Here is a 19,954-nt window from a genome sequence, read left to right as displayed (position 1 = left end):
GTCACGCAACCCGGTTGACTCGTGACGCTGTTGCGTCAAGGTGTCGACTCCGGAATAGACCGGAACGGCAGGCGGTCAGGGGATCTCGAGAGGGATTCGGCTTGGCCGCCGTTTGTCGTTGAAGCAGGAGAACACAGCCATTCGTAGACCGATGAGAGCCATGCCGGCCCCGCAGAAGGATGGGCCGCGCGCCAACCGCGACATTCGCGGGGTGCGAGACGTGCAGTTGATCGACGATACCGGGCAGAACCGTGGTGTCGTGCCCTTCTTCGATGCGCTGGCGCTCGCGGAAGAGGCTGGCCTCGATCTCGTGGAGATCGCGCCGAACTCCGTCCCCCCGGTCTGCAAGCTGCTTGATTACGGGCGATTCCGCTTCAACGAGCAGAAGAAGCAGAACGAGGCGCGCAAGCGTCAGAAGACGGTCGAGGTGAAGGAGATCAAGCTCCGCCCCGGCATCGACAAGCACGACTACGACACCAAGATGAAGTCGGTGCAGCGCTTCTTCGAAGAAGGCGACAAGGTGAAGGTCACCCTGCGCTTCCGCGGTCGTGAGATGGCGCACCAGGACCTCGGCCTGAAGCTCCTCGAGCGGGTGAAGTCCGAGACGGCGGAGATCGCCAAGGTGGAGAGCGAGCCCATGCTCGAAGGCCGCCAGATGATCATGATCCTCGCGCCGCGCTGATCGCGAGCGACGCGCCGTCCACGGGCGGCGCGACAACAATCCGGGCCCATGGCTTTCGACACCGACGAGATCGAACGGTATGCGCGCCATCTCGTCCTCGCCGAAATCGGCGGGCCGGGACAGGCGAAGCTGAAGGCGGCGCGGGTCCTCGTGGTCGGGGCCGGTGGCCTCGGCGCGCCCCTCATCCAGTATCTCGCGGCGGCGGGAATCGGCACGATCGGCATCGCCGACGACGACACCGTGTCCCTGTCGAACCTGCAACGGCAGGTGATCCACGGCACGCCGGATCTCGGCCGCCCGAAGATCGAGAGCGCGGCCGACGCCGTGCGCCGGCTCAACCCGCATGTGACCGTCGAGGGACATGCCCTGCGGCTGGACGCGGAGAACGCCGCCGACCTCATCGCCCGCTACGACGTGGTGGCCGACGGGTCGGACAACTTCGCCACGCGCTACGGCGTGTCGGACGCCTGCTTCCAGGCCCGCCGGCCCCTCGTGACGGCGGCCCTCGGCCGGTTCGACGGCACGCTCACCACGATCCGCGCCCATGAGATGGGAACGGACGGGCGCCCGAACCCGACCTATCGCTGCCTGTTTCCGAGCCCGCCGCCGCCGGGCACCGTGCCGCCCTGCGCCGAGGCCGGCGTGCTCGGCGCCCTTGCGGGTGTCATGGGCTCGCTCATGGCGATGGAAGTGATCCGCGCGGTCACCGGCTTCGGCGAGCCCCTGGTCGGCCGCCTGCTCATGGTCGATGCCCGCTCGATGCGCTTCGAGACGCTGCATTACGGCTGGGACTCGGACAATCCGCTGAGCGGCACCACGCGCGGCTGAACGCCGGCGGCCCGAGGCTTCTGCTCCGTTTCACGCGTCCGGCGAACGAACTTCGCCCCAACCCCGCTCACCTTTGGCAGCACATTCTCGCCGGCGGCTCCTATAGTCTTGGGGTGATCGATACCTCGACACATGGGAGCGGACGATGACCGGCATTGCGATGATGACCACCAAGACCTCGTGTTGTCGCTGCGCACATTCGCAAGAGGAGAACCGCGTTTCGACACAGCCAAGACACGAGGCCGAGCACCATGCAGCCCCATGACTTCACCCAGGCCGCATTAGACCCCGCCAGCCTGCGCTACGAGCGCGCCGCCCTGGCCAATGCCTTCGAGGACGGGCTGATGCCCGACGAGGTGCAGCAGATTCTCGCCGGGCGCAGGGTCGCCGAGGCGTTTCCGGTTCGCTGGGGCGAGAGCCCCGAAGCCTATGCCTCCCGCGCCGTGTCGGAGATGTTCGTCTCCTACCTTCAGTAGGCCCGCTGAGGGAGCCCCATCTCCATGTCCAGTCTCATTTCCGGCCGGCTTGGCCCGGTAGGGGTGGCCGCCTTCGGCGTCGCGCTGGCTCTCGCTGTCGCCGGCCCCACGGACGGGCGAACCGTCGTCGCCCCGCCCGCCATCACCGACGACACCGAGGTGCCGGCCCGTCTCGACCTCGCCTCCGGCGACCGGGAGTTGCGTCTCACGGGCGACTTCACCGAGGGTCTGTCGGATCGCGTCGCCGCCCTGCTCGCCGCCCATCCGCAAGTGGAGCGCCTGACCCTCGACAGCGACGGCGGGCTCGTCGAGGAGGCCATCGCCGTTGGGCGGATCGTGCGGGACAGGGGGCTCGCGACCCATGTCCCGGATGCCTGCGCCTCGGCCTGCACCCTCGTGTTCCTCCAGGGGCACTCGCGAACCCTGGGGCCGGAGGGACGGCTCGGCTTCCACGCGCCCTATGCGGAGGAAGCGGACGGCACAAGGCGCGCCGTCGACCCGGCGCCGGAGCGGGCGGCCTACCGCGCGGCGGGCCTGCCGGAGGCGTTCGTGGCCGAGGTGATGCGCGTCGCCCCGGCCGATCTCTGGATCCCCGACCAGGGACAATTGCGCGCAGCTGGCATCGTCACCGGGATCGCACCGGCCGGGACGGTCCGCGCCGTCGCTTCGGCCGAGCAATATCCAAGTCTAAACGCCGCTCCGAACAAGACTATAGCAGGCGCCGCGAAATAATTCCATGCTGTATTCTGGCCGAGGTTCCATTGGGCTGGACTTGACCTGAACCGCTGTGGGCAGTGCGATGGACGGCCCCCGAGACTGCCCACAACCGTCCCAATCCATGTTAGAGCCACGCCGATCCGGCGGAACCTGAGCCCCGCCGGATGGTCGCGTGAAGGGCGGCGGAGTCTTGACGGATTACAACGATGGCCGCCGCTTCGAAGCGGAGTTCTCCCGCACTGCCGCGAGTTCCGATCCATTCGTGTCGGCCGTGCGGGCGACCCGGATGCCGATGGTGATCACGGACCCGCACCAGCCCGACAACCCCATCGTCTTCGTCAACGCCGCCTTCGCCAAGCTCACCGGCTACAGCGAGACCGAGATCGTCGGCCGGAATTGCCGCTTCCTGCAGGGACCGGAAACGGACCAGGCGGATGTCGCCAAGATCAGGAACGCCATCGCGCAGCGCGTGCCGATCGAGATCGACCTCCTGAACCACAAGAAGAGCGGCGAGGTCTTCTGGAACCGCCTCCTCATCTCGCCGGTCTTTGGGCAGGACGGTGAGCTGACCTACTTCTTCGCCTCGCAGTTCGACGTGACCCTGGAGCGCGACAAGTTCGCCCGCGTCCAGCGGGACCGCGACGCCCTCGAAGTGGAGGTGGAGCGCCGCACCAGCGACCTGATGCGCAGCGAGGAGCGCCTTCGCTTCATTTTGAAGGCGGGCCGGCTCGGCTCGTGGACCCTTGACCTCGCCGAAAAGCACCTTCTGGCCTCGGACGGGTGCAAGGTGAATTTCGGCCGCCCCCTCGACCGGCCCTTCACCTACGAGGACCTGCTCGAAACCGTCCTGCCGGAGGACCGCGCCCGGATGCAGGCGGCGGTGCAGGCCTGCGTCGAGACCGGCGCGGATTACGACGTCGAGTACCGGGTGCGCTGGCCCAACGGGGAGGTGCGCTGGGTCCAGATTCGCGGGCAGACCTTCTACTCCGCCGAGGGCGAGCCGCTCACCATGGCGGGCGTCAGCATCGACGTGACCGACCGCAAGCGCGCGGAGGAGCATCGCGCGCTGCTAGCGGACGAATTGAACCATCGTGTGAAGAACTCGATGGCGACGATGCAATCCATCGCGCACCAGACCCTGCGCAACGCCGCCTCCCTGGAGGACGCGCAGAAGACGCTCGACGCGCGGCTGCAATCGCTTTCGCTCGCCCACAACGTGCTCACCCGGGTGAGCTGGGTCGGGGCGCCCCTGGCCGACGTGGTCGAGGCCGCGTTGCAGGCGTTCCGGGGCGGGGCGGAGCAGCGGTTCCACATCGCGGGGCCGGAGGTGTGGCTCACGCCGCGCCTGACGCTCGCCCTGTCCATGGCCCTGCACGAACTCGCCACCAACGCCGTCAAGTACGGCGCCCTCTCCACCGACCGGGGGCATGTGACCCTCGCCTGGGAGGTCGAGGGCGAGCGGCCGGCGCAGTTGCGCCTGCGCTGGGAGGAGGCCGGCGGGCCGCCGGTCGTGGCCCCCGCGCGCAACGGCTTCGGCTCGCGGCTGATCGAGCGGGCGCTCGCCGCCGAGGTGGGCGGCTCGGCCTCCATCGACTATGCGCGCGAGGGCGTGGTCTTCACCCTGGAAGCGCCGCTGCCGGAGCGGATCCCCTCGGCCGCCAACCCACACCCAGGCTGACGGGCGGGACGCCCTATATTCCGGCCTCGTTCCCCGAGGCCGCGCCCATGGACAAGTTCGTCTACTACCTCGTCACGCTGGTCGAATCCGTGCTCGGCGTGTTCGGCGTGCGGGCGCTCTACGAGCAGCCGCGCTATTCCGTGGTCCAGCACCTGGACCGGGGCGTCGAGATCCGCGCCTACGAGGGGCGCTTGGCCGTCGAGACGGATTCGCGCGGCCAGGGCGACGGCGAAGCGTTCGGGCGGCTGTTCCGCTACATCACGGGGGCGAACCGCACGGGCGGGCTGATCGCCATGACCGCGCCGGTCGAGGCCGGCGGGCAACGGATCGCGATGACGGTGCCCGTGGAGCAGGGCGCCGGCGGAACCATGCGCTTCTTCCTGCCGCGCGCGGTGGCCGAGGCCGGCGCGCCGGAGCCGACCGAGGCAGGCGTGCGCCTCGTGCAGGTGCCGCCGGAACGGATCGCTGCGCTCCGCTTCACCGGGAGCCTGTCACCGCAGGCGCGAAGCGTTCACGAGCGGACGCTGACGGACGTTCTGGCGGCCTCCAATCAGAAGTTGCAAAGCCCGCCATTCTTCATGGGCTACGATCCGCCGTTCTCAATCCCGTTCCTACGTCGGAATGAAGTTGCGGCCCGTCTTGCTTCACCTTGAAGTTGTATCTTGAGGGGATCGAATGGTGCCCGGTCGAGGACAAGTCATGCGGTCTTTCTGAGCTATATAACCTACGTTTCGTTCCTGTTTGAATGGGAATGCACGACTTGCGGACCGACAAAAATCACTGCGTGTGGCGGTATCTTAACTTCTGCAATTAACGCGTCTCCCATACTTTCCTGCCAGAACGGTCGCCGGCTTCGTGGATCGGGATGGCGGCGGGATGGCGGGTGGCGAAGGAGCGGCACGGCCCCGTCGCCGGTCCGCGATCGGCAGGGGCACCGAGCGCCTTTGCGCCCTGGCGCGGAACCGCCGGGGCGGCGTCGCGCTCACCTTCGCCCTCGCGTCGCCGGTCCTGTTCGGCCTCGTCGGCGGCGGCATCGACTATGCCCGGCTCGTGGCCCGGCGCTCGCAGTTGCAGAATGCCGTGGATGCCGGCGCCCTCGCCGGGGGCAACGCCCTGAAGCTCGCCTCGTCGAACGCCGCCTCGGTGAAGGGCGTCACCGAGCAGATCATCGTCACCAACGCGCCGACCCCGTCGAACAACCCGCTGGCGATCACCGTTACCGTCGCGGACGACAAGACCAGCGTCTTCGCCCGAGCCGAGGACCATGTCTCTCTGACCTTCGGCCGTTTCATCGGCCTGAGTAACCAGACCGTAGCGGCCCAGGCCAAGGTCACGATCGTGGGCAAGATGCGCCTGTGCATGCTCACCCTCGATCCGGGCGCGCCCGGCGCCTTCAACCTCCAGAAGAACGCGCAAGTCACCGCCACCAATTGCTCGCTCTATTCGGACTCCGAGAGCCAGACGGGCATGGTCGGCGGCGACAATTCCATGGCGCGGGCCGACACGATCTGCTCGGCCGGCGGCTATGTCGGCCTGCGGGCGAACTTCTCGCCCCCGCCGCAGACCGGCTGCCCATCCATCGCCGACCCGCTGAAGGACCGGCCAGCGCCCTCGGTCGGATCCTGCCCGAGCAACCTCGTCGCCAACATGCTGACGCCGCTGGTCGGCGGGCTGCGCATCACCACGAACACGACACTCGAACCGGGCACGTATTGTGGCGGGGTGTACGTGACGGGCAACGCCCAGGTCAGGCTGAAGCCGGGCATCTACGTCTTTATGAACGGGCCGCTGATCGTGACCAACAGCGCGTCCTTCAGCGGGACGGATGTCGGCCTCTACTTCGCGGGCGCCAACACCGGCCTCCTGTTCAACAGGGGTACGACGATCAGCCTGACGGCGCCGACAAGCGGCGTGATGGCGGGGCTCTTGATGATGGAGGATCGCAACGTCGGCAGCAGCATCCTCGATCCGGCGGCCCTGCTGAACGCGATCCTGCCCTCGGACAGCGTCTCGCTGACCCCGGCGGCCATGGGCGCGACGCAGCCGATGCGGATCTACCGCATCATCTCGGATAACGCCCGCACCATGCTGGGCACGATCTACCTGCCCGCGGGTCGGGTGGTCATCGATGCGAGCCGGCCTGTCGCCGACCAATCGGCCTACACCGTCGTCGTCGCGCGGCAGGTCAACCTCTACGAGGGGCCGAACCTCTATCTGAACGCGAATTACGAGGGCACCAGCGTGCCCGTCCCGAAGGGCGTCGGCCCCCTGAACGGACGGGTGGTGCTCTCGCAATGACGATCGCGCTCATCATCGACGATTCCGAGATGAACAACCTGCTGATGGTGCAGGCGCTGAAGCCCGTGGCCGGCTGCGAGCCCGTGTCGTTCACCTGCCCGAAGGCCGGGCTCGCCTTCCTGCGGGAGAATGTCGAGCGGATCGGCGTCGTCGTCACCGATTACGACATGCCCGAGATGACTGGGCTCGACGTGATCACGGCCGTGCGGGAGGTGCCCGGCTTCGCGCATGTCCCGATCGTGATGGTCACGAGCATGGACCAGCGCAGCCTGCGCCATCAGGCCCTGCGCGCGGGGGCGACCGATTTCCTGGGCAAGCCCTGCGACCCGGTGGAGATCCAGGCGCGGATCACCAACCTGATGACAATCAGCGCCGCCCACCGCGAGGAGCAGGACCGCGCCGCGTGGCTCGCCCGCGAGGTGGCGGCGGCGGTGGCGGTGATCGAGGACCGGGAGCGGGAGATCATCGCCCTGCTCATGCGCGCCGCCGAGCACCGCGACACCGACACGGGCGACCACATCGCCCGGGTCTCGTCCTACGTCGGCATCATCGCCCGCAACCTCGGCTTCGATCCGGTGCAGCTTCGGACGCTCAAGCTCGCCTCCACCATGCACGACGTCGGCAAGATCGGCGTGCCGGATTCGATCCTGCTGAAGGAAGGCCCGCTCTCCGCCGAGGAGCGCGCCGAGATGCAGAAGCACGCCGAGCGCGGGCGCCGCATTCTCGAGGGCAGCCAATCCGAGATCGTGCGCCTCGCCGCCGAGATCGCCGAGAGCCACCACGAGCGCTGGGACGGCACCGGCTACCCGCAGGGTCTAACGGGGGAGGCGATCCCCCTCAGCGGCCGAATCGTGGCGGTGGCGGACGTGTTCGACGCCCTGGTCTCCGAGCGCCCCTACAAGCAGGCGTGGCCGCTGGAGCGGGCGCGGGCCTTCATCACCGAGCAGGCCGGGCTGCATTTCGACCCGCTCTGCGTCGAGGCCTTCCTCGCGGGCTGGGGCGAGGTGGAGCAAACCTGGGCCAAGGCCGCCTGACGCCGACGAACGGGAGGGCCACGTGAAGCACGCATGGTTGAGGCCGGGCCGCTCCGTGGCGGGCCGGATCGCCCTGGTCGTCACGGGCGCGGTGACGGCCGCCCTGATCCTCGCCGCGACCCTGTCGGTCTGGTGGGAGATCGACCGCTACACCGAGGAACAGCGGGCGAATCTCGATACGATCGCGCAGGTCTTCGCCCATGGCAGCGCGCAGGCCGCCGCCGCGGGCGACCGGAATGCCCTGAACGCCACCCTCCGGGCGATCGGCAAGGTCGAGCAGGTCGTCTACGGGGCCGTCATCGCCCCGGACGGCACGGTCCTCGGCGAGCAGGGCCTCGCGCTACGCCTCGACAGCGACGCCGCCCTCGACGGCAAGCCGGCCTCGATGTGGAGCATCTTCGGCACTTACAATTTGCGCGGCGAGGCGGCGATCAAGGAGAACGGCGCCGAGATCGGCCGCGTGGTGCTCATCCGCAAGACCAAGTTCCTCACAGACCGGGTGGCGGAAGCCGCCATCAATGCCGCCCTGGCGGCACTGCTCGCCGTGGCCATCGGCATCGGCGTGTCCCTGCAATTGCAGCGCAGCGTCATGCGGCCTCTGGCGCTGCTGGCTGGCACCATGGACGCGGTGCGCCTGCACCACGATTACACCCGCCGCGCCCCCGTGACGGGCGACGACGAGGTCGGCCGGCTGGCCCGGACCTTCAACGACCTGCTCTCGGCCGTGAACGAGCGCGACGACCGCCTCGCCGCCCACAGCGCCCATCTCGAAAGGGAGGTCGAGGCCCGCACCGCCGACCTCAGCGAGGCCAAGCTCGCGGCCGAGTCAGCCAACGCCGCCAAATCCACCTTCCTCGCCACGATGAGCCACGAGATCCGCACGCCGATGAACGGCGTCCTCGTGATGGCGGAACTGCTCGCGGGCTCCGATCTGCCGCCGCGCCAGCGCCGCTACGCCGACGTTATCGCCCGCTCGGGCAAGTCCCTGCTGGCGATCATCAACGACATCCTCGATTTCGCGAAGGTCGAAGCCGGCAAGCTCGATCTCGAAAGCGTACCGGTGAGTCCGGCCGAGGTGGCGGACACGGTCGTCACTCTCTTCGCCGAGCGCGCCCGCGCGGCGGGGCTCGGCCTGACGGCCCAGATCGCGCCGGAGGTGCCGGCGGCCTTCCTGGGCGATCCCGTGCGCCTCGGACAGGTGGCGAGCAACTTCGTATCGAATGCGCTCAAGTTCACGGCGACGGGGGAAGTGTCCCTACGCATGGCGATCGACCCCACCGACGGCTTCCTCGTCCTCTCCGTCACGGATACGGGCATCGGCATTTCGCGGGACAAGCGCGGCACGATCTTTTCGGCCTTCTCCCAGGCCGATCAATCCACCACCCGACGCTTCGGCGGCACCGGGCTCGGCCTGTCCATCGCACAGCGCATCGTGGAGGCGATGGGCGGCAGCGTCGGCGTCGAGAGCAAGGTCGGGGTGGGCTCGACCTTCTTTGCGCGCTGGCCCATCGAGGCGGTCGAGCCCGTCCCTGTCGCCGCGAACCAGCCGGCCATGGCCCAGCCGCGGTTCCCCCATGCCCGCGTGCTCGTCGCCGACGACAGCGCGGTGAACCGCGAGGTCGCAGTCGAGGCCCTGTCCCGCTGCGGCGTGACGGCTGTCGTGACCGTCGAGGACGGGCTCGCGGCGACCGAGGCGGCGGCGGCGAACCCGTTCGACATCATCCTGATGGACGGCAGCATGCCGGTGATGGACGGCTTCACCGCCTCCAAGACCATCCGCCAGCACGAGGTGCGGACGGGAGCCCAGCGCACGCCGATCATCGCACTCACGGCCCATGTGCTGGCCGATGCCGCCGACGCGGCGCGGGATGCCGACATGGACGGGATCCTGCCCAAGCCCTTCACCCTGGCGCAGCTCGCGCAGCTGCTCCAGCACCATGTCACGGGCGACGCTTCGGCCGTCGCCATCGACGCGCCCGCGCCGCAGGCGGACCCGGACACGCTCCTCGACGCGGAGGTCATCGAGGGCCTGTTGAGCCTCGGGGACGGCGCCTTCCTCGCCCGCGTCGTGGACCTCTACCGGGCACAGGCACCCGTCGCCCTGTCGGCCCTGCGGGAGGCCATCGCGGCGGCGGATCAACCCGCCATCGCCAAGGCGGCGCACAGCCTGAAATCCATGAGCGCCAATATCGGCGCGCTCGTCCTCGTCGGGCGGCTCAAGCCCATCGAGAGTGCGGCGCGGGACGGCGCCTCCACCGCCACGCAGGGCGATTGTGACGCCCTGGATTCCCTGCTCCGCGCCACCATCCTCCTCATCGACCGGCAGACGGCGGAGAGCCGGGCGGCGGCGTAGAGGGTGCCATGGATCGATTCCCCAGCCGGCGCGACATCGGCGCGGCAGCTCTTGCCGCCAGCCTCCTCGCGGCGCAGCCGGTGAGGGCGCAGGCCCGGCCGGTACGCATCGCGATGCTGCTCTATCCCGGCATGACGGCCCTCGATCTCGTCGGGCCGCAGGAGTTGCTGGCGGGGCTCGCGCCGGGGAGCCTGAGCCTCGTCGCGCGGACGAAAGGGGCCGTGGCCAGCGATACCGGGCTCGCCCTGGTCGCCGATACGGATTTCGACGGCTGTCCGAGGGACCTCGACGTGCTGTTCGTGCCCGGCGGCGACGGCACGCCCACGCAGATGCGCGACGCCGCGACCCTCGCGTTCCTGCGCGACCGCGCCGCCCGCGCGGCCTGGGTGACGAGCGTCTGTACCGGCTCGCTGATCCTCGGCGCGGCGGGGCTGCTCCAGGGCTACCGGGCGACGAGCCATTGGTCCGTCCGCGACCGGGTGCTTCCGCTACTCGGCGCCACCCCGGTGGCCGAACGCGTCGTGTTCGACCGCAACCGCGTGACGGCGGCGGGTATCTCGGCCGGTCTCGATTTCGCGCTGGCGCTGGCGGCCCGCCTTCGGGGCGATGATTACGCCCGCACGGCGCAACTGGTAGCGGAATACGCGCCGCAGCCGCCCTTCGCGGCCGGAAGCCCGGCATCGGCAGGGCCAGCGATCACTAAAGAGGCCGAGGCGATCCTGCGCGACCTCGTCGCCGGCTCCCTCGCGGCGGCCGAGGCGCGGTGACGCGCCGTCGCGGGTTCTGGCCAGACGCGACGGATCGTCTACATTCCGTCCCGGTTCGCATTGCGCCCCACACGACCGGGAGTCCTGCTATGCCTTCGTCCCCCCTCGGAACGGTCCAGCGCCGTCAGGCGCTCATGCTCGTCGGCGCCGCGATGGCGGGCGGCCTCGGCCACGCCCAGGCCGGCGAGACGCGCGCCGGGGCCTTCTCCTTCGAGAAGCCGGAGGGCGGCGTGCTCCCCCTCGCGAATTACGCCGACAAGCCGATCCTCGTGGTCAACACCGCCACCGCCTGCGGCTATGCCGGCCAGTTCGTGGGGCTTCAGGGCCTCTGGACCCGGTTCGGTTCGCGCGGGCTGATGGTCATCGCCGTGCCCTCGCCGGATTTCGGCAACCAGGAACCCCTCGACGGCGTCGCCATCGCGGAGGCCGCCCGCAAGAACCACGGCGTCACCTTCCCCGTCGTCGCGAAGGTGCATGTGAAGGGCCCGGCGGCCCATCCGTTCTACCGCTGGGCGGCGGCCGAGAAGCCCGGCTCGTCGCCCGGCTGGAACTTCCACAAGTACCTCGTCGCCCGCGACGGAACGCTGCTCGCCTCGTTCCCGCACACGATCGACCCGACCGACCCGCGCATCATCACGGCCATCGCGAGCCAGTTGCCGGCAGCCTGATTGCAAACACGACGAAAGCCTCGGCCGCAGGATGACTGCGGTTGAGGCTTTATCGACTTCAGATTTTCAGAAAAGAGGTGGCTGGGGGACCTGGATTCGAACCAGGACTAGAGGAGTCAGAGTCCACCGTTCTACCGTTAAACTATCCCCCAATGAGCCTTTGTGGCGGCTCAGTCTCCCGTTCCCATGAGCGAACGAGAGAGGTGCCCGGACGTCGCCGTCGGGATGCCGTCAGATAGGGGGAAAGGCCGGACGGGTCAACTGCCACGGCGGGCCTTTCTGCTACCGGCCCATGCTGGCCCATAGCAGGGCAAGGATCGCCGCGCCGATGAGGTTGTAGGCGGCGGCCCAGAGCCAGACACCCTTGAACACTCTGGTCGGGATCCGCGGCCGGTGCGCGCCCGTGCGGTGGCGGTTGCGATCCTCCGGTGTCGGCCAGATCGCGCCCTTCGGCCCCTTGAGGTGCCGCGTCAGGCTATCGGGCAGGCGGGGCTCGTCCGGGTCGGGCCGTTCCATCCTTCCGCCTCCCGCCCTCGTCCTATCCCGGTCCGCGTCGGCGCAGGCGCCCGCTCAGTGCCACCTTGCGGAAGGCCCCCGCCACCTGCTCGGCGGAATAGGGTTTGCGCACCAGATCGAACCCGTGATCGTCCTCGCGGGCCAGCACGTCGCTGTAGCCGGAGGTGAGGATCACCGGCAGGTCCGGGTGGCTCGCCCGCAAGCGCTTCGCGAGCTCGATCCCGCCCATGCCCGGCATCACTACGTCGGAGAACACCGCTTCGAACCGGAACGGCACCCGTTCGATCTCTTCCAGGGCCTCCTCGGCGTTATGCGCCCAGACGGTCGAGTGGCCGAGATCTTCCAGGATCTGGGTGCAGAAGCGCCCGACCTCAAGGTTGTCCTCCACCACCAGCACGCAGAGGCTGCGCTCCTCCGGCTCCGGCGCATCGACGACCGCCTCCGGTTTCGCGTGCGGGGTCGCCTCCGCTTCGGGCAGGTAGAGGGTGAAGACGGTGCCCTGGCCGAGGGCGCTCGTTACGTCCACGTCGCCGCCCGATTGCTTAGCGAAGCCGATCACCTGGCTCAGGCCCAGCCCCGTGCCCCGGCCGACCTCCTTCGTGGTGAAGAACGGCTCGAAGATACGGGACAGATGCTCCTGCGGGATGCCGCAGCCCTCATCGACCACGGAGACGGCGACGAAGGGGCCGGGCGCCCCGGCATGGCCGCGGATCGGCGGCAGGTATTGGCCGCGCGCGATGCGGATCACCATCTCGCCCTCGCCGCGCATGGCGTCGCGGGCGTTCACGGCCATGTTGACGAGGGCGGTCTCGAACTGGCTCGCATCGGCGCGGACGTGGCAGCGCGTGTCGGGCTGCTCGGTGCGCACCCGGATGCGGGCGCCCGTCACGGAATTGAGCATGTCCGCGACCTCGTCGAGGCGTGCCCCGACATCGAACACCTCGGGCTTGAGCGCCTGCCGCCGGGCGAAGGCGAGAAGCTGCCCGGTGAGCTTGGCGGCCCGGTCCACCGTTTCGGACATCGCGTCCATGTAGCGGATGCGCCGCTCCTCCGGCAGGTTCGGCCGGCGGAGGAAGTCGACCGACGAGCGGATGATCGTCAGCAGGTTGTTGAAGTCGTGGGCGACGCCGCCGGTCAGCTGGCCGACCGCCTCCATCTTCTGCGCCTGCCGCAGGGCGTCCTCGGCGTTGGCCAGCGCCTCGGCCTGCTCCTTCATCACGGTGACGTCGCGCACCGTCGAATAGATCTTCCCGTCCTTGGAGACGGCGTTCCACGACAGCCAGCGATAGCTGCCGTCGCGGTGGCGGTAGCGGTTCTCGAAGGCGAGTTGCGGTGCGCCGCGCGTGAGGCCCCCGGCGGCGTTGCGCGTCGTCTCCTTGTCGTCCGGGTGGACGAAGTCGAGGAAGGGGCGGGCGGTCAATTCCTCGGCGGACCAGCCCAGCGTCGCCGCCCAGGCGGGGTTGAGGCTGACGATATAGCCCTCGAAATTGGCGACGCAGAGCAGGTCGGTCGAGGCTCTCCAAATCTGGTCGCGCTCGGCGGTGCGCTCCGCGATCTGCTGTTCCAGCGTCGCGTTGAGGTCGCGCAACGCCTGTTCGGCGGCGCGCAGTTCGGCGACGTCGGTGTTCGTGGCGAACCACCGCTCGATGGAGCCGTCGGCGTTGCGGATCGGCACCATGCGCGTGAGGAAGGGGCGGAACGTGCCGTCCCGGCCCCGCAGGGGAAAGGTCATCTCGAACGGCTCCCCCGTCGAGAGGGAGCGGTTCCAGCGGCTCAGCACCTCCGGCAGGATCGTGGGGTCGTGCGCAACGGTCCAGCCCCAGCCGAGGAGGGAGCCCGGCTCCGCGCCGGTGTAGTCGTACCAGCGGCGGCTGCACCAATGGACATGCCCGTCCGCCCGGCTCATCCAGCACAGGATCGGGATATTGTCGGCCAGGACCTCGAACTCGAAGGCCTGCTCGCGCAGGGCCGCGCGCACCCGGTCGCGCTCCTGCACGAGGGTGCGGCGTTCATCGAGGTCGATCAGCACGCCGGGGAAGGCGAGGGGCCTGCCGTCCGGCGCGCAATCGACCCGGCCGTTAGCCTCCAGCCAATAGTAGTTCCCATCCGCGCGGCGGACGCGATACTGGTGCGCGTAGCTGCCGCCCCGCGCGATGGCCTCCTCGATGGCGTCCGCAAGCGCCGGCTTGTCGTCGGGATGGACGGTGTCCACCACCTGCGCGAGGCTCAGGCCGGTCCGCCCGAGGCCGGGGTCCAGCCCGAAGCTGCGGGCGAAGCCCTCGTCCACGGTGAAGCGGTCGGCGGTCAGGTCCCAGAACCACGTTCCGATGATCGCCCCCGCCGAGAGGGCGATCTGAACCCGGTCGGCATTCTCCCGCGCCAAAGCCTCGCTCGCCCGCAGCCGCTCCTGCTGCGCCACGCGGGCGGTGATGTCGCGGTAGAACAGGGCGAGCCCGTCGCCCACCGGATAGGCGCGGATGTCGATCCAGGTGATGCGCCCGTCGCCGGCCGAGGCGGCGTGCTCCATCGTGAAGGGCTCCCCGTCGCGCAGGGCCTTCAGGTAGGCCGTTTCGAGGACGGGGTCCGCGTCCGGATAGGCCTCGCGGTAGGGCCGCCCGATGATCTCGTCGGGGCCGCGCCCATCCATCCGCAGGCCCTCGGCATTGATGTCCGCGATGGTCATGTCGCGGCCGAGGAGGGCGAAGGCCTCGCCCATGTTGTCGAGCACGTCGTGCGCCCGGTCGCGCTCGGCGCGCAGGGCATCCTCGAAGTCGCGCTGGCGGCGCTCGGCCTTCACGCGCTCCGTGGTCTCGTTGGTGAGGATGAACAGGCCGGCGATCTGCCCGTCCGCATCAAGGATGCGCGAGTAGGAGAAGCTCCACCACGTCATCGCGTCGCCGCGATCCGTGTCGAGGGTCCAGGGTAGGTCGTTGAAGCGGGTGGAGCGGCCGGCGAACGCGTCGTCGATGATCGGCTTCGCCTGATCCCAGCCGTCCGCCCAGACCTTGTCGAACCGCTCGCCCATCGCCCAGGGCAGGCGCGGCCCGAGGAGCGGGAAGTACGTCTCGTTGAAGAAGAAGATGAGGTCCGGCCCCCAAGCCAGGATCATGCTCTCGGGCGAGTTCAGCACGAGGCTGAGCGCCGTGCGCAGTTCCGGCGGCCAGGTCTGCGGGGGGCCAAGGGGATGGCCGGTCCAGTCCCGCTCGCGGATCATCCGCGTAGCCTCGCCGCCGCCGGCGAGGAAGGCGAGGGGATCAGACAACGGATTCGTCCCGCGCGGAGGGCATCCACAACGGCGGAAAGATGGATCCTGGCATCGTAAGCCGCATAGGGGGGCCTATGACCAAGGCGTAAGCCGCGCGCAAGGGCGCGAAAGCCTCACACGCAGGCCGCGAACGCTCCGAGCGGCTTCGCGCCTCAGGCGATACCGAGGAAGCGGATCAGCGCAAGGCTGATGGCGACCAAGACCGCGAGGGAGCCCGTCACCGCCAGCGTCACCCGGCCGCCGACGCGGGCGAGGACGCGGACATCCACACCGAGCCCAAGGGCCGCCATGGAGATCACGGTGAGGAAGCCCGCGAACTGGGTGAGCGGCTTCACCGCCGCATCCGGGATGAGACCGAGGGAGCGCAGGGAGGCGAGGACGAGGAAGCCGAGGATGAACCACGGCACCAGCTTGGTGAAGCCGAGCCTGCCGCCCTTGCGCGGCACCACGCCGCCATCCTCGGCGGGCAGGCGCGGGGCGATGAGCGAGAAGGCGACCACGACGGGGCCGAGCATCAGCACGCGCACGAGCTTCACAAGGGTGCCGACCTGGGTGGCGAGGAGGCTCACCGGCACGGTGGCGGCCAGCACCTGCGGCACCGCATAGACGGTGAGGCCGGCGAGCACGCCGTATTGGTTGTCGCTCATGCCGGCGAGGGGCACGAAGAGCGGCAGGCCGAGCACCATCAGCACGCCGAGCACGGCGGTGAACGCGATGGAGGCCGCGATGTCCTTCGGCTCGGCGCCGATCACCGGGGCGACGGCGGCGATGGCCGAGTTGCCGCAGATGGCGTTGCCGCAGGCCACGAGGATCGCCATCCGTGCGGGCAGGCCGAGGAGCCGGCAGATGCCGTAGCTCGCGGTGATGCCGATGGCGACGGTGCCGACGATGCCGGCGATCAACGCCGGGCCGGAGGCGAGGATCGCCCCGAGGCTCAACGAGGCGCCGAGCAGGGTGACGGCCACTTCCAGCAATTGCTTGGCCGAGAAGGCGATGCCGGTGCGGAAGCGCGCGCCGGGCGTCCAGAGGGTGCGGACGGCGATGCCGAGGAGGATCGCGAGGACCAGGGCCTCGACGTAGGGATGGGAGAAGATCCTTTCTTCCATCGCTTGTCCCGACACGGCGATGAGGGTGATGGCGAGGCATACGCCGATGCCGGGCAGGATCGAAGGGGACCGGACGGCCTCGCCCTGCGCGGGCGTCTGCGAGGATGCTTGCGAACTCACGATCTGCCTTCCCAGCCTCCGGAAAAGAAAATGGTCGTCCGGCGCCCGCTTGAGAGAAGGACACTCTCTCAAGCGCCGCAAGTTCGGAAGACGGCTCCATTGCACGAAAGGGGTCCGAGCGCGACATTTCACAACATGCGCAGCACGTCCGCCATGGCGACTTCCTCTCAGGCCGAGACCGCCTTCGACCCGTTCGGTGAGCCCGTCACCGAGGGCGTCGCGTCCGCCTGCACGAGCAATGCCGGCGACCGGACCGCGCGGCGGATCGGCGGGGCGGTGTTCTGGAGCCTCGCCCTCGCGATCCTGGCTGGCCGCGTCTACGCCTACGACCTGCCGGTGACGCAGACGGTCGTGGCCTACGCGACGCAGTTGGTCTCGGTCCACTAAGACCGCTTTTCCGGTCAACGCCGCGCACGCGATGCCGTATGGCTGTCGCAAGCGAGCGGGGAGCTATGTGCAATCTCTATAGTCTCGGCCGGCAGGGTCCTGCGGCCCTGCGCGCCTACTTCGGCGCGGAGCACGATGAGACCGGCAACATGCCGGAACTGCCTGCGATCTTCCCCGACCAAATGGCGCCGGTCGTCGTGGCGGGGGAGGGCGGTCGTACCCTCACCATGATGCGCTGGGGCATTCCTGGCCCGAAGGCGTTCGGGGAGCGGCCCGTCACGAACGTGCGCAACGTGGCGTCGCCGCATTGGCGGCCCTGGCTCAAGCCGGCCTTCCGTTGCCTCGTGCCCGTGACCGCCTTCTCGGAATACGCCGACACCAAGCCGCGCAAGACGCCCGTCTGGTTCGCCCTCGACGAGGAGCGTCCGCCCTTCGCCTTCGCCGGCATCTGGCGCCCCTGGACGGGGGTACGCGGCACCAAGGCCGAAAATCCCGACCGGGCCGAGGAGGAGCACCGGCTGTTCTCGTTCCTCACGACGGAGGCGAACGGCGTCGTCGGACCGGTGCATCCGAAGGCGATGCCGGTCCTGCTGACGAAGCCGGAGGAATGGGCGGCGTGGCTCGAAGCGCCGACTGCCGAGGCGATGACGCTGCAGCGTCCGCTGCCCGACGACGAGATGATCGAGGTGGCGCGGGGTGCGCGAAAGGACCCCTGATCGCGGAGATCAGGAGTCGCGTTCGCATCAGGAGGCGAGGCGCGTGGCGCTCGGCGACCCGAGGCCGTTCGCCTTGGCGAGGCTCGACCGCCGCTCGCTGTAGGCCGCCGCCACCATGGGATAGTCGGCCGGCAGGCCAAATCGCTCGCGGTAGGTCTCCGGCGTCAGGCCGTTCGCCGTGAGATGGCGCTTGAGGGTCTTGTAGGACCGGCCGTCGATGAAGCTGATGAGCCGGTCGTGCTGGACCGACTTGCGGATCTGCGCCGCGGTGATCGCGGGCGCCGGCTCCTCCACCGGGGAGGCGTGGCCCTCGGCCAAGGCCACGAGGGCTGCGTGAACCTTGCCGATCAGGGCCGGCAAGTCGGCGATGGCGACATGGTTGTGGGCGACGTAGGCGACGACGACGTCGCTGGCCATATCAATGTAAGCGGAGCCCTGCTCCATCGCATCCTCGGTCGTTTGTTGATGTTCGAAATTCCCCTTACATGATGTGTCAGAGCGCCGCACAACTCAAGTTGGATTTATTATGCATGAGCGTGCGTGGGGACATCAGCAAAGGACGCAACTCCACTTGCCGGTGCTTCCCGTTCAGCAGCCGTTGCAGATCGGCGAGGCTGCTATCTTGCCGCCCTTGATCAGGTTTTGCATGGCGGCCTCCCGGTCGTAGTTTGCGCCGCTCGCCGGCGCTTGGGCCGAGGCGGCGGCCGGCGTGTTGGGCTCCCCGAGGCTCCCGGTGCTGGATGCGGCACCGATGACCGGCACATGTGCCTTGGCAGTGCCGGGTTTCAGCTTTTCCCAGTGATCGCGCGCCCGCGCCGATTCGCTCAGCGCGGAGAGGGGGTTCACATGCGCGGCGCCACCCTCGGGGATCGACCGCGTGGGATCGCCCGGCATCCGGGCGGGGACCTCTTCGAAATCGGGCGGGAGCGCGGCGACCCGCGCCGCCTCGGGTGTGGCCACGCTCGCGGCGGTCACATCCGGCTGAAGGGAGCTGTAGGTGCTGGAGCCTGTCGGCGAGCGCAGCGAACAGCCTCCGGTCGCCAGGGCAAGACCGGCGACGGCGATAAGCGTCATTCTCATGGCTTTGCGCGGGTGCCCCTTGCGGCGGAAACTACTGAGCTTGGCCTTAACACTTCGGTAGGGACCGGTGCAATTTTCGCTCCATTCATCATCCCAGACGCAACCGGTGGGGATGATTGGCGAACCGATCGAGGGCTACCGTCCTGCCGTCTGGCCAGCCGTGACGGATGCAACCGCTAGCGCCGAAATGCGACCGTTGTGAGCCCAGTGCGGCGCGAACGCCGCGCCAGTTCGTTCGAACCGGAGCAGGTACTATTGTACCAGTGACAACACATAACTTTGTGGTGACGCGAAGTCGGTATATTCTTCGCAGATGAGGTTACCGGAAGGTTAGGCCGTGGCAAGCCCAGAGAGCAGCACACTAGCTGAACCTCCGCCGACAAGAACACTTCAGAAGATCGCGGACGTGCTTGGCTGCACGATTAGCGATTTCGCGGGCGAACGGGATGCACCGCGTCCACCGTCCGGCGTCGAGTTACTCAAGTTGTGGGAACGTTTGCCCGACGAAGCTGCGCGACGGCAGGTGTTGGCCGTCGCGCGCGCCTTGGCGAAGTAGCGGCCGGTCAGACCGGCAGGCGGCCGTCCGGCGAGTAGCGGTCGATGGCCGAAGGCAGTTCCCGCGAGAGGCGCGAGAGCAGCGCGGCGCGGCTCAGGCCGGTCTGGCGGGTCAGATGATCCAGCGTCTCCGGGCCGATGACGCGCTCCAGTTCCGCTTCGGGGATGTCGTGGTTCGGGCCGTGGTTGACCCAGGAGTTGGCGGCCTCGCCGTGGCCGCTCTTGGTGAAATGATCCACCAGTTCGCTGAGCCCGCTGGCGATCAGCCCGCCGACGCCCGCCGACCCCACGCCGCCGAGGATGCTCGACAGGTTGGACGGGGCATGGGAATCGCGCACCGGGGGCGGCACCTGGCGCTGCGGCTCGGTCGAATGATGCCCGAGCCATTCCGCGATCTTGTCGCGGTTCTGGAAGCCTGCCACGGCCAAGAGGCCCAGCAGAGCGGTCATCGAGGGATATCCCTTGCTCATCCTATGCTCCTTCGCCGTGGAAGAATGACGGCGCGGCGGAGCCGGTAGGCCCCGCCGCCGGTCCGGACTTTCAGCGGCCGGTGATCTTGTCGGCGAGGTTCTTGGCGCCGTCCTTGACGTCGCCGACGGTCTTCTGCGTCTCGCCCTTCAGCTCCTGCGCCTTGCCCTCGGCCACGAGCTTGTCGTTGCCGGTCACGTTGCCCACGCCCTGCTTGACGTTGCCGACGGCCTCGTTGGC

The 19,954-nt window shown here is 68.9% G+C and carries 20 protein-coding genes and 1 tRNA gene; 13 read left to right on the top strand and 8 right to left on the bottom strand.

Annotated features, from left to right (window positions below):
* The first annotated feature begins 160 nt into the window (after positions 1-160).
* The 11 genes from infC to MKK52_RS00595 all read left to right on the top strand — a co-directional run bounded on the left by infC (position 161) and on the right by MKK52_RS00595 (position 11,501).
* Positions 161-682: a translation initiation factor IF-3 gene (gene infC, locus MKK52_RS00645; RefSeq protein WP_243951815.1), complete on the top strand. Its 522-nt coding sequence runs from the start codon at positions 161-163 to the stop codon at positions 680-682.
* A gap of 48 nt (positions 683-730) precedes the next feature.
* A complete protein-coding gene (locus tag MKK52_RS00640; RefSeq protein ID WP_243951814.1) occupies positions 731-1,510 on the top strand; it encodes a HesA/MoeB/ThiF family protein in 780 nt (259 codons plus the stop codon).
* A 251-nt stretch (positions 1,511-1,761) separates the two neighbouring features.
* The gene (locus tag MKK52_RS00635) at positions 1,762-1,986 is read left to right on the top strand and encodes a hypothetical protein (RefSeq protein ID WP_243951813.1); all 225 of its coding nucleotides are present in this window, start codon (positions 1,762-1,764) and stop codon (positions 1,984-1,986) included.
* 24 nt (positions 1,987-2,010) lie between these two features.
* On the top strand, positions 2,011-2,718 hold the full coding sequence (locus MKK52_RS00630; protein WP_243951812.1) for a hypothetical protein: 708 nt from the start codon (positions 2,011-2,013) through the stop codon (positions 2,716-2,718).
* A gap of 175 nt (positions 2,719-2,893) precedes the next feature.
* Positions 2,894-4,381 (top strand): HWE histidine kinase domain-containing protein, encoded by a 1,488-nt coding sequence (locus MKK52_RS00625; protein WP_243951862.1) that lies wholly within the window; start codon positions 2,894-2,896, stop codon positions 4,379-4,381.
* Positions 4,382-4,428: 47 nt separating this feature from the next.
* A complete protein-coding gene (locus tag MKK52_RS00620) occupies positions 4,429-5,034 on the top strand; it encodes an SOUL family heme-binding protein (protein ID WP_243951811.1) in 606 nt (201 codons plus the stop codon).
* A 223-nt stretch (positions 5,035-5,257) separates the two neighbouring features.
* The gene (locus MKK52_RS00615) at positions 5,258-6,679 is read left to right on the top strand and encodes a TadE/TadG family type IV pilus assembly protein (RefSeq protein WP_243951810.1); all 1,422 of its coding nucleotides are present in this window, start codon (positions 5,258-5,260) and stop codon (positions 6,677-6,679) included.
* Positions 6,676-7,713, top strand: a complete 1,038-nt coding sequence (locus MKK52_RS00610; protein ID WP_243951809.1) for an HD domain-containing phosphohydrolase — start codon at positions 6,676-6,678, stop codon at positions 7,711-7,713. The genes MKK52_RS00615 and MKK52_RS00610 overlap by 4 nt, the downstream gene beginning before the upstream one ends.
* A 22-nt stretch (positions 7,714-7,735) precedes the next feature.
* Positions 7,736-10,066, top strand: coding sequence for an ATP-binding protein (locus MKK52_RS00605; RefSeq protein ID WP_243951808.1), 2,331 nt, complete (start codon positions 7,736-7,738; stop codon positions 10,064-10,066).
* 8 nt (positions 10,067-10,074) lie between these two features.
* Positions 10,075-10,833: a DJ-1/PfpI family protein gene (locus MKK52_RS00600; protein WP_409564594.1), complete on the top strand. Its 759-nt coding sequence runs from the start codon at positions 10,075-10,077 to the stop codon at positions 10,831-10,833.
* Positions 10,834-10,922: 89 nt separating this feature from the next.
* Positions 10,923-11,501, top strand: coding sequence for a glutathione peroxidase (locus MKK52_RS00595; RefSeq protein WP_409564593.1), 579 nt, complete (start codon positions 10,923-10,925; stop codon positions 11,499-11,501).
* Between the two features lie 78 nt (positions 11,502-11,579).
* Here the strand turns inward: MKK52_RS00595 and MKK52_RS00590 are convergent.
* From MKK52_RS00590 to MKK52_RS00575, 4 genes are all read right to left on the bottom strand, one after another.
* Positions 11,580-11,653: transfer RNA gene (locus MKK52_RS00590), tRNA-Gln, on the bottom strand.
* Between the two features lie 130 nt (positions 11,654-11,783).
* Positions 11,784-12,017 carry a hypothetical protein gene (locus MKK52_RS00585; RefSeq protein ID WP_243951807.1) on the bottom strand — a complete coding sequence of 78 codons (234 nt, stop codon included), beginning with the start codon at positions 12,015-12,017 and terminating at the stop codon, positions 11,784-11,786.
* Positions 12,018-12,039: 22 nt separating this feature from the next.
* Entirely contained in the window at positions 12,040-15,279 is a 3,240-nt protein-coding gene (locus MKK52_RS00580) for a PAS domain-containing protein (RefSeq protein ID WP_243951806.1), read from the bottom strand.
* 155 nt (positions 15,280-15,434) lie between these two features.
* A complete protein-coding gene (locus MKK52_RS00575; RefSeq protein WP_243951805.1) occupies positions 15,435-16,508 on the bottom strand; it encodes a YeiH family protein in 1,074 nt (357 codons plus the stop codon).
* 135 nt (positions 16,509-16,643) lie between these two features.
* Between MKK52_RS00575 and MKK52_RS00570 the strand changes: the two genes are divergently transcribed.
* Together MKK52_RS00570 and MKK52_RS00565 are read left to right on the top strand one after the other, a co-directional pair.
* Positions 16,644-16,895, top strand: coding sequence for a hypothetical protein (locus tag MKK52_RS00570; RefSeq protein ID WP_243951804.1), 252 nt, complete (start codon positions 16,644-16,646; stop codon positions 16,893-16,895).
* A gap of 65 nt (positions 16,896-16,960) precedes the next feature.
* Complete coding sequence (locus tag MKK52_RS00565; RefSeq protein ID WP_243951803.1) at positions 16,961-17,611, top strand: SOS response-associated peptidase; 651 nt, start codon at positions 16,961-16,963, stop codon at positions 17,609-17,611.
* Positions 17,612-17,638: 27 nt separating this feature from the next.
* Here MKK52_RS00565 and MKK52_RS00560 read toward each other — a convergent pair whose 3' ends face one another.
* The 4 genes from MKK52_RS00560 to MKK52_RS00545 form a co-directional block, all read right to left on the bottom strand.
* Positions 17,639-18,028 carry a MucR family transcriptional regulator gene (locus tag MKK52_RS00560; protein WP_243951802.1) on the bottom strand — a complete coding sequence of 130 codons (390 nt, stop codon included), beginning with the start codon at positions 18,026-18,028 and terminating at the stop codon, positions 17,639-17,641.
* A gap of 171 nt (positions 18,029-18,199) precedes the next feature.
* Positions 18,200-18,685 (bottom strand): hypothetical protein, encoded by a 486-nt coding sequence (locus tag MKK52_RS00555; RefSeq protein ID WP_243951801.1) that lies wholly within the window; start codon positions 18,683-18,685, stop codon positions 18,200-18,202.
* A 569-nt stretch (positions 18,686-19,254) separates the two neighbouring features.
* Positions 19,255-19,716 (bottom strand): YidB family protein, encoded by a 462-nt coding sequence (locus tag MKK52_RS00550; protein ID WP_243951800.1) that lies wholly within the window; start codon positions 19,714-19,716, stop codon positions 19,255-19,257.
* Positions 19,717-19,786: 70 nt separating this feature from the next.
* The coding region (locus MKK52_RS00545) for a CsbD family protein (RefSeq protein WP_243951859.1) at positions 19,787-19,954 on the bottom strand (168 nt) is incomplete at its 5' end.

Origin of the sequence: Methylobacterium sp. J-067 (assembly GCF_022829465.1) — a bacterium.
Lineage (GTDB): Bacteria > Pseudomonadota > Alphaproteobacteria > Rhizobiales > Beijerinckiaceae > Methylobacterium > Methylobacterium litchii.
Note: the sequence above shows the minus strand (reverse complement) of the source record. Positions and strands in the feature narration are given on the sequence as shown.

Excerpts from the sequence above, each read along its gene's own strand:
- infC (WP_243951815.1), top strand. The coding sequence starts at position 161 with ATGCCGGCCCCGCAGAAGGATGGGCCGCGCGCCAACCGCGACATTCGC.
- MKK52_RS00640 (WP_243951814.1), top strand. The coding sequence starts at position 731 with ATGGCTTTCGACACCGACGAGATCGAACGGTATGCGCGCCATCTCGTC.
- MKK52_RS00635 (WP_243951813.1), top strand. The coding sequence starts at position 1,762 with ATGCAGCCCCATGACTTCACCCAGGCCGCATTAGACCCCGCCAGCCTG.
- MKK52_RS00630 (WP_243951812.1), top strand. The coding sequence starts at position 2,011 with ATGTCCAGTCTCATTTCCGGCCGGCTTGGCCCGGTAGGGGTGGCCGCC.
- MKK52_RS00620 (WP_243951811.1), top strand. The coding sequence starts at position 4,429 with ATGGACAAGTTCGTCTACTACCTCGTCACGCTGGTCGAATCCGTGCTC.
- MKK52_RS00615 (WP_243951810.1), top strand. The coding sequence starts at position 5,258 with ATGGCGGGTGGCGAAGGAGCGGCACGGCCCCGTCGCCGGTCCGCGATC.
- MKK52_RS00610 (WP_243951809.1), top strand. The coding sequence starts at position 6,676 with ATGACGATCGCGCTCATCATCGACGATTCCGAGATGAACAACCTGCTG.
- MKK52_RS00600 (WP_409564594.1), top strand. The coding sequence starts at position 10,075 with ATGGATCGATTCCCCAGCCGGCGCGACATCGGCGCGGCAGCTCTTGCC.
- MKK52_RS00595 (WP_409564593.1), top strand. The coding sequence starts at position 10,923 with ATGCCTTCGTCCCCCCTCGGAACGGTCCAGCGCCGTCAGGCGCTCATG.
- MKK52_RS00585 (WP_243951807.1), bottom strand. The coding sequence starts at position 12,017 with ATGGAACGGCCCGACCCGGACGAGCCCCGCCTGCCCGATAGCCTGACG.
- MKK52_RS00570 (WP_243951804.1), top strand. The coding sequence starts at position 16,644 with ATGCGCAGCACGTCCGCCATGGCGACTTCCTCTCAGGCCGAGACCGCC.
- MKK52_RS00565 (WP_243951803.1), top strand. The coding sequence starts at position 16,961 with ATGTGCAATCTCTATAGTCTCGGCCGGCAGGGTCCTGCGGCCCTGCGC.
- MKK52_RS00560 (WP_243951802.1), bottom strand. The coding sequence starts at position 18,028 with ATGGCCAGCGACGTCGTCGTCGCCTACGTCGCCCACAACCATGTCGCC.
- MKK52_RS00555 (WP_243951801.1), bottom strand. The coding sequence starts at position 18,685 with ATGACGCTTATCGCCGTCGCCGGTCTTGCCCTGGCGACCGGAGGCTGT.
- MKK52_RS00550 (WP_243951800.1), bottom strand. The coding sequence starts at position 19,716 with ATGAGCAAGGGATATCCCTCGATGACCGCTCTGCTGGGCCTCTTGGCC.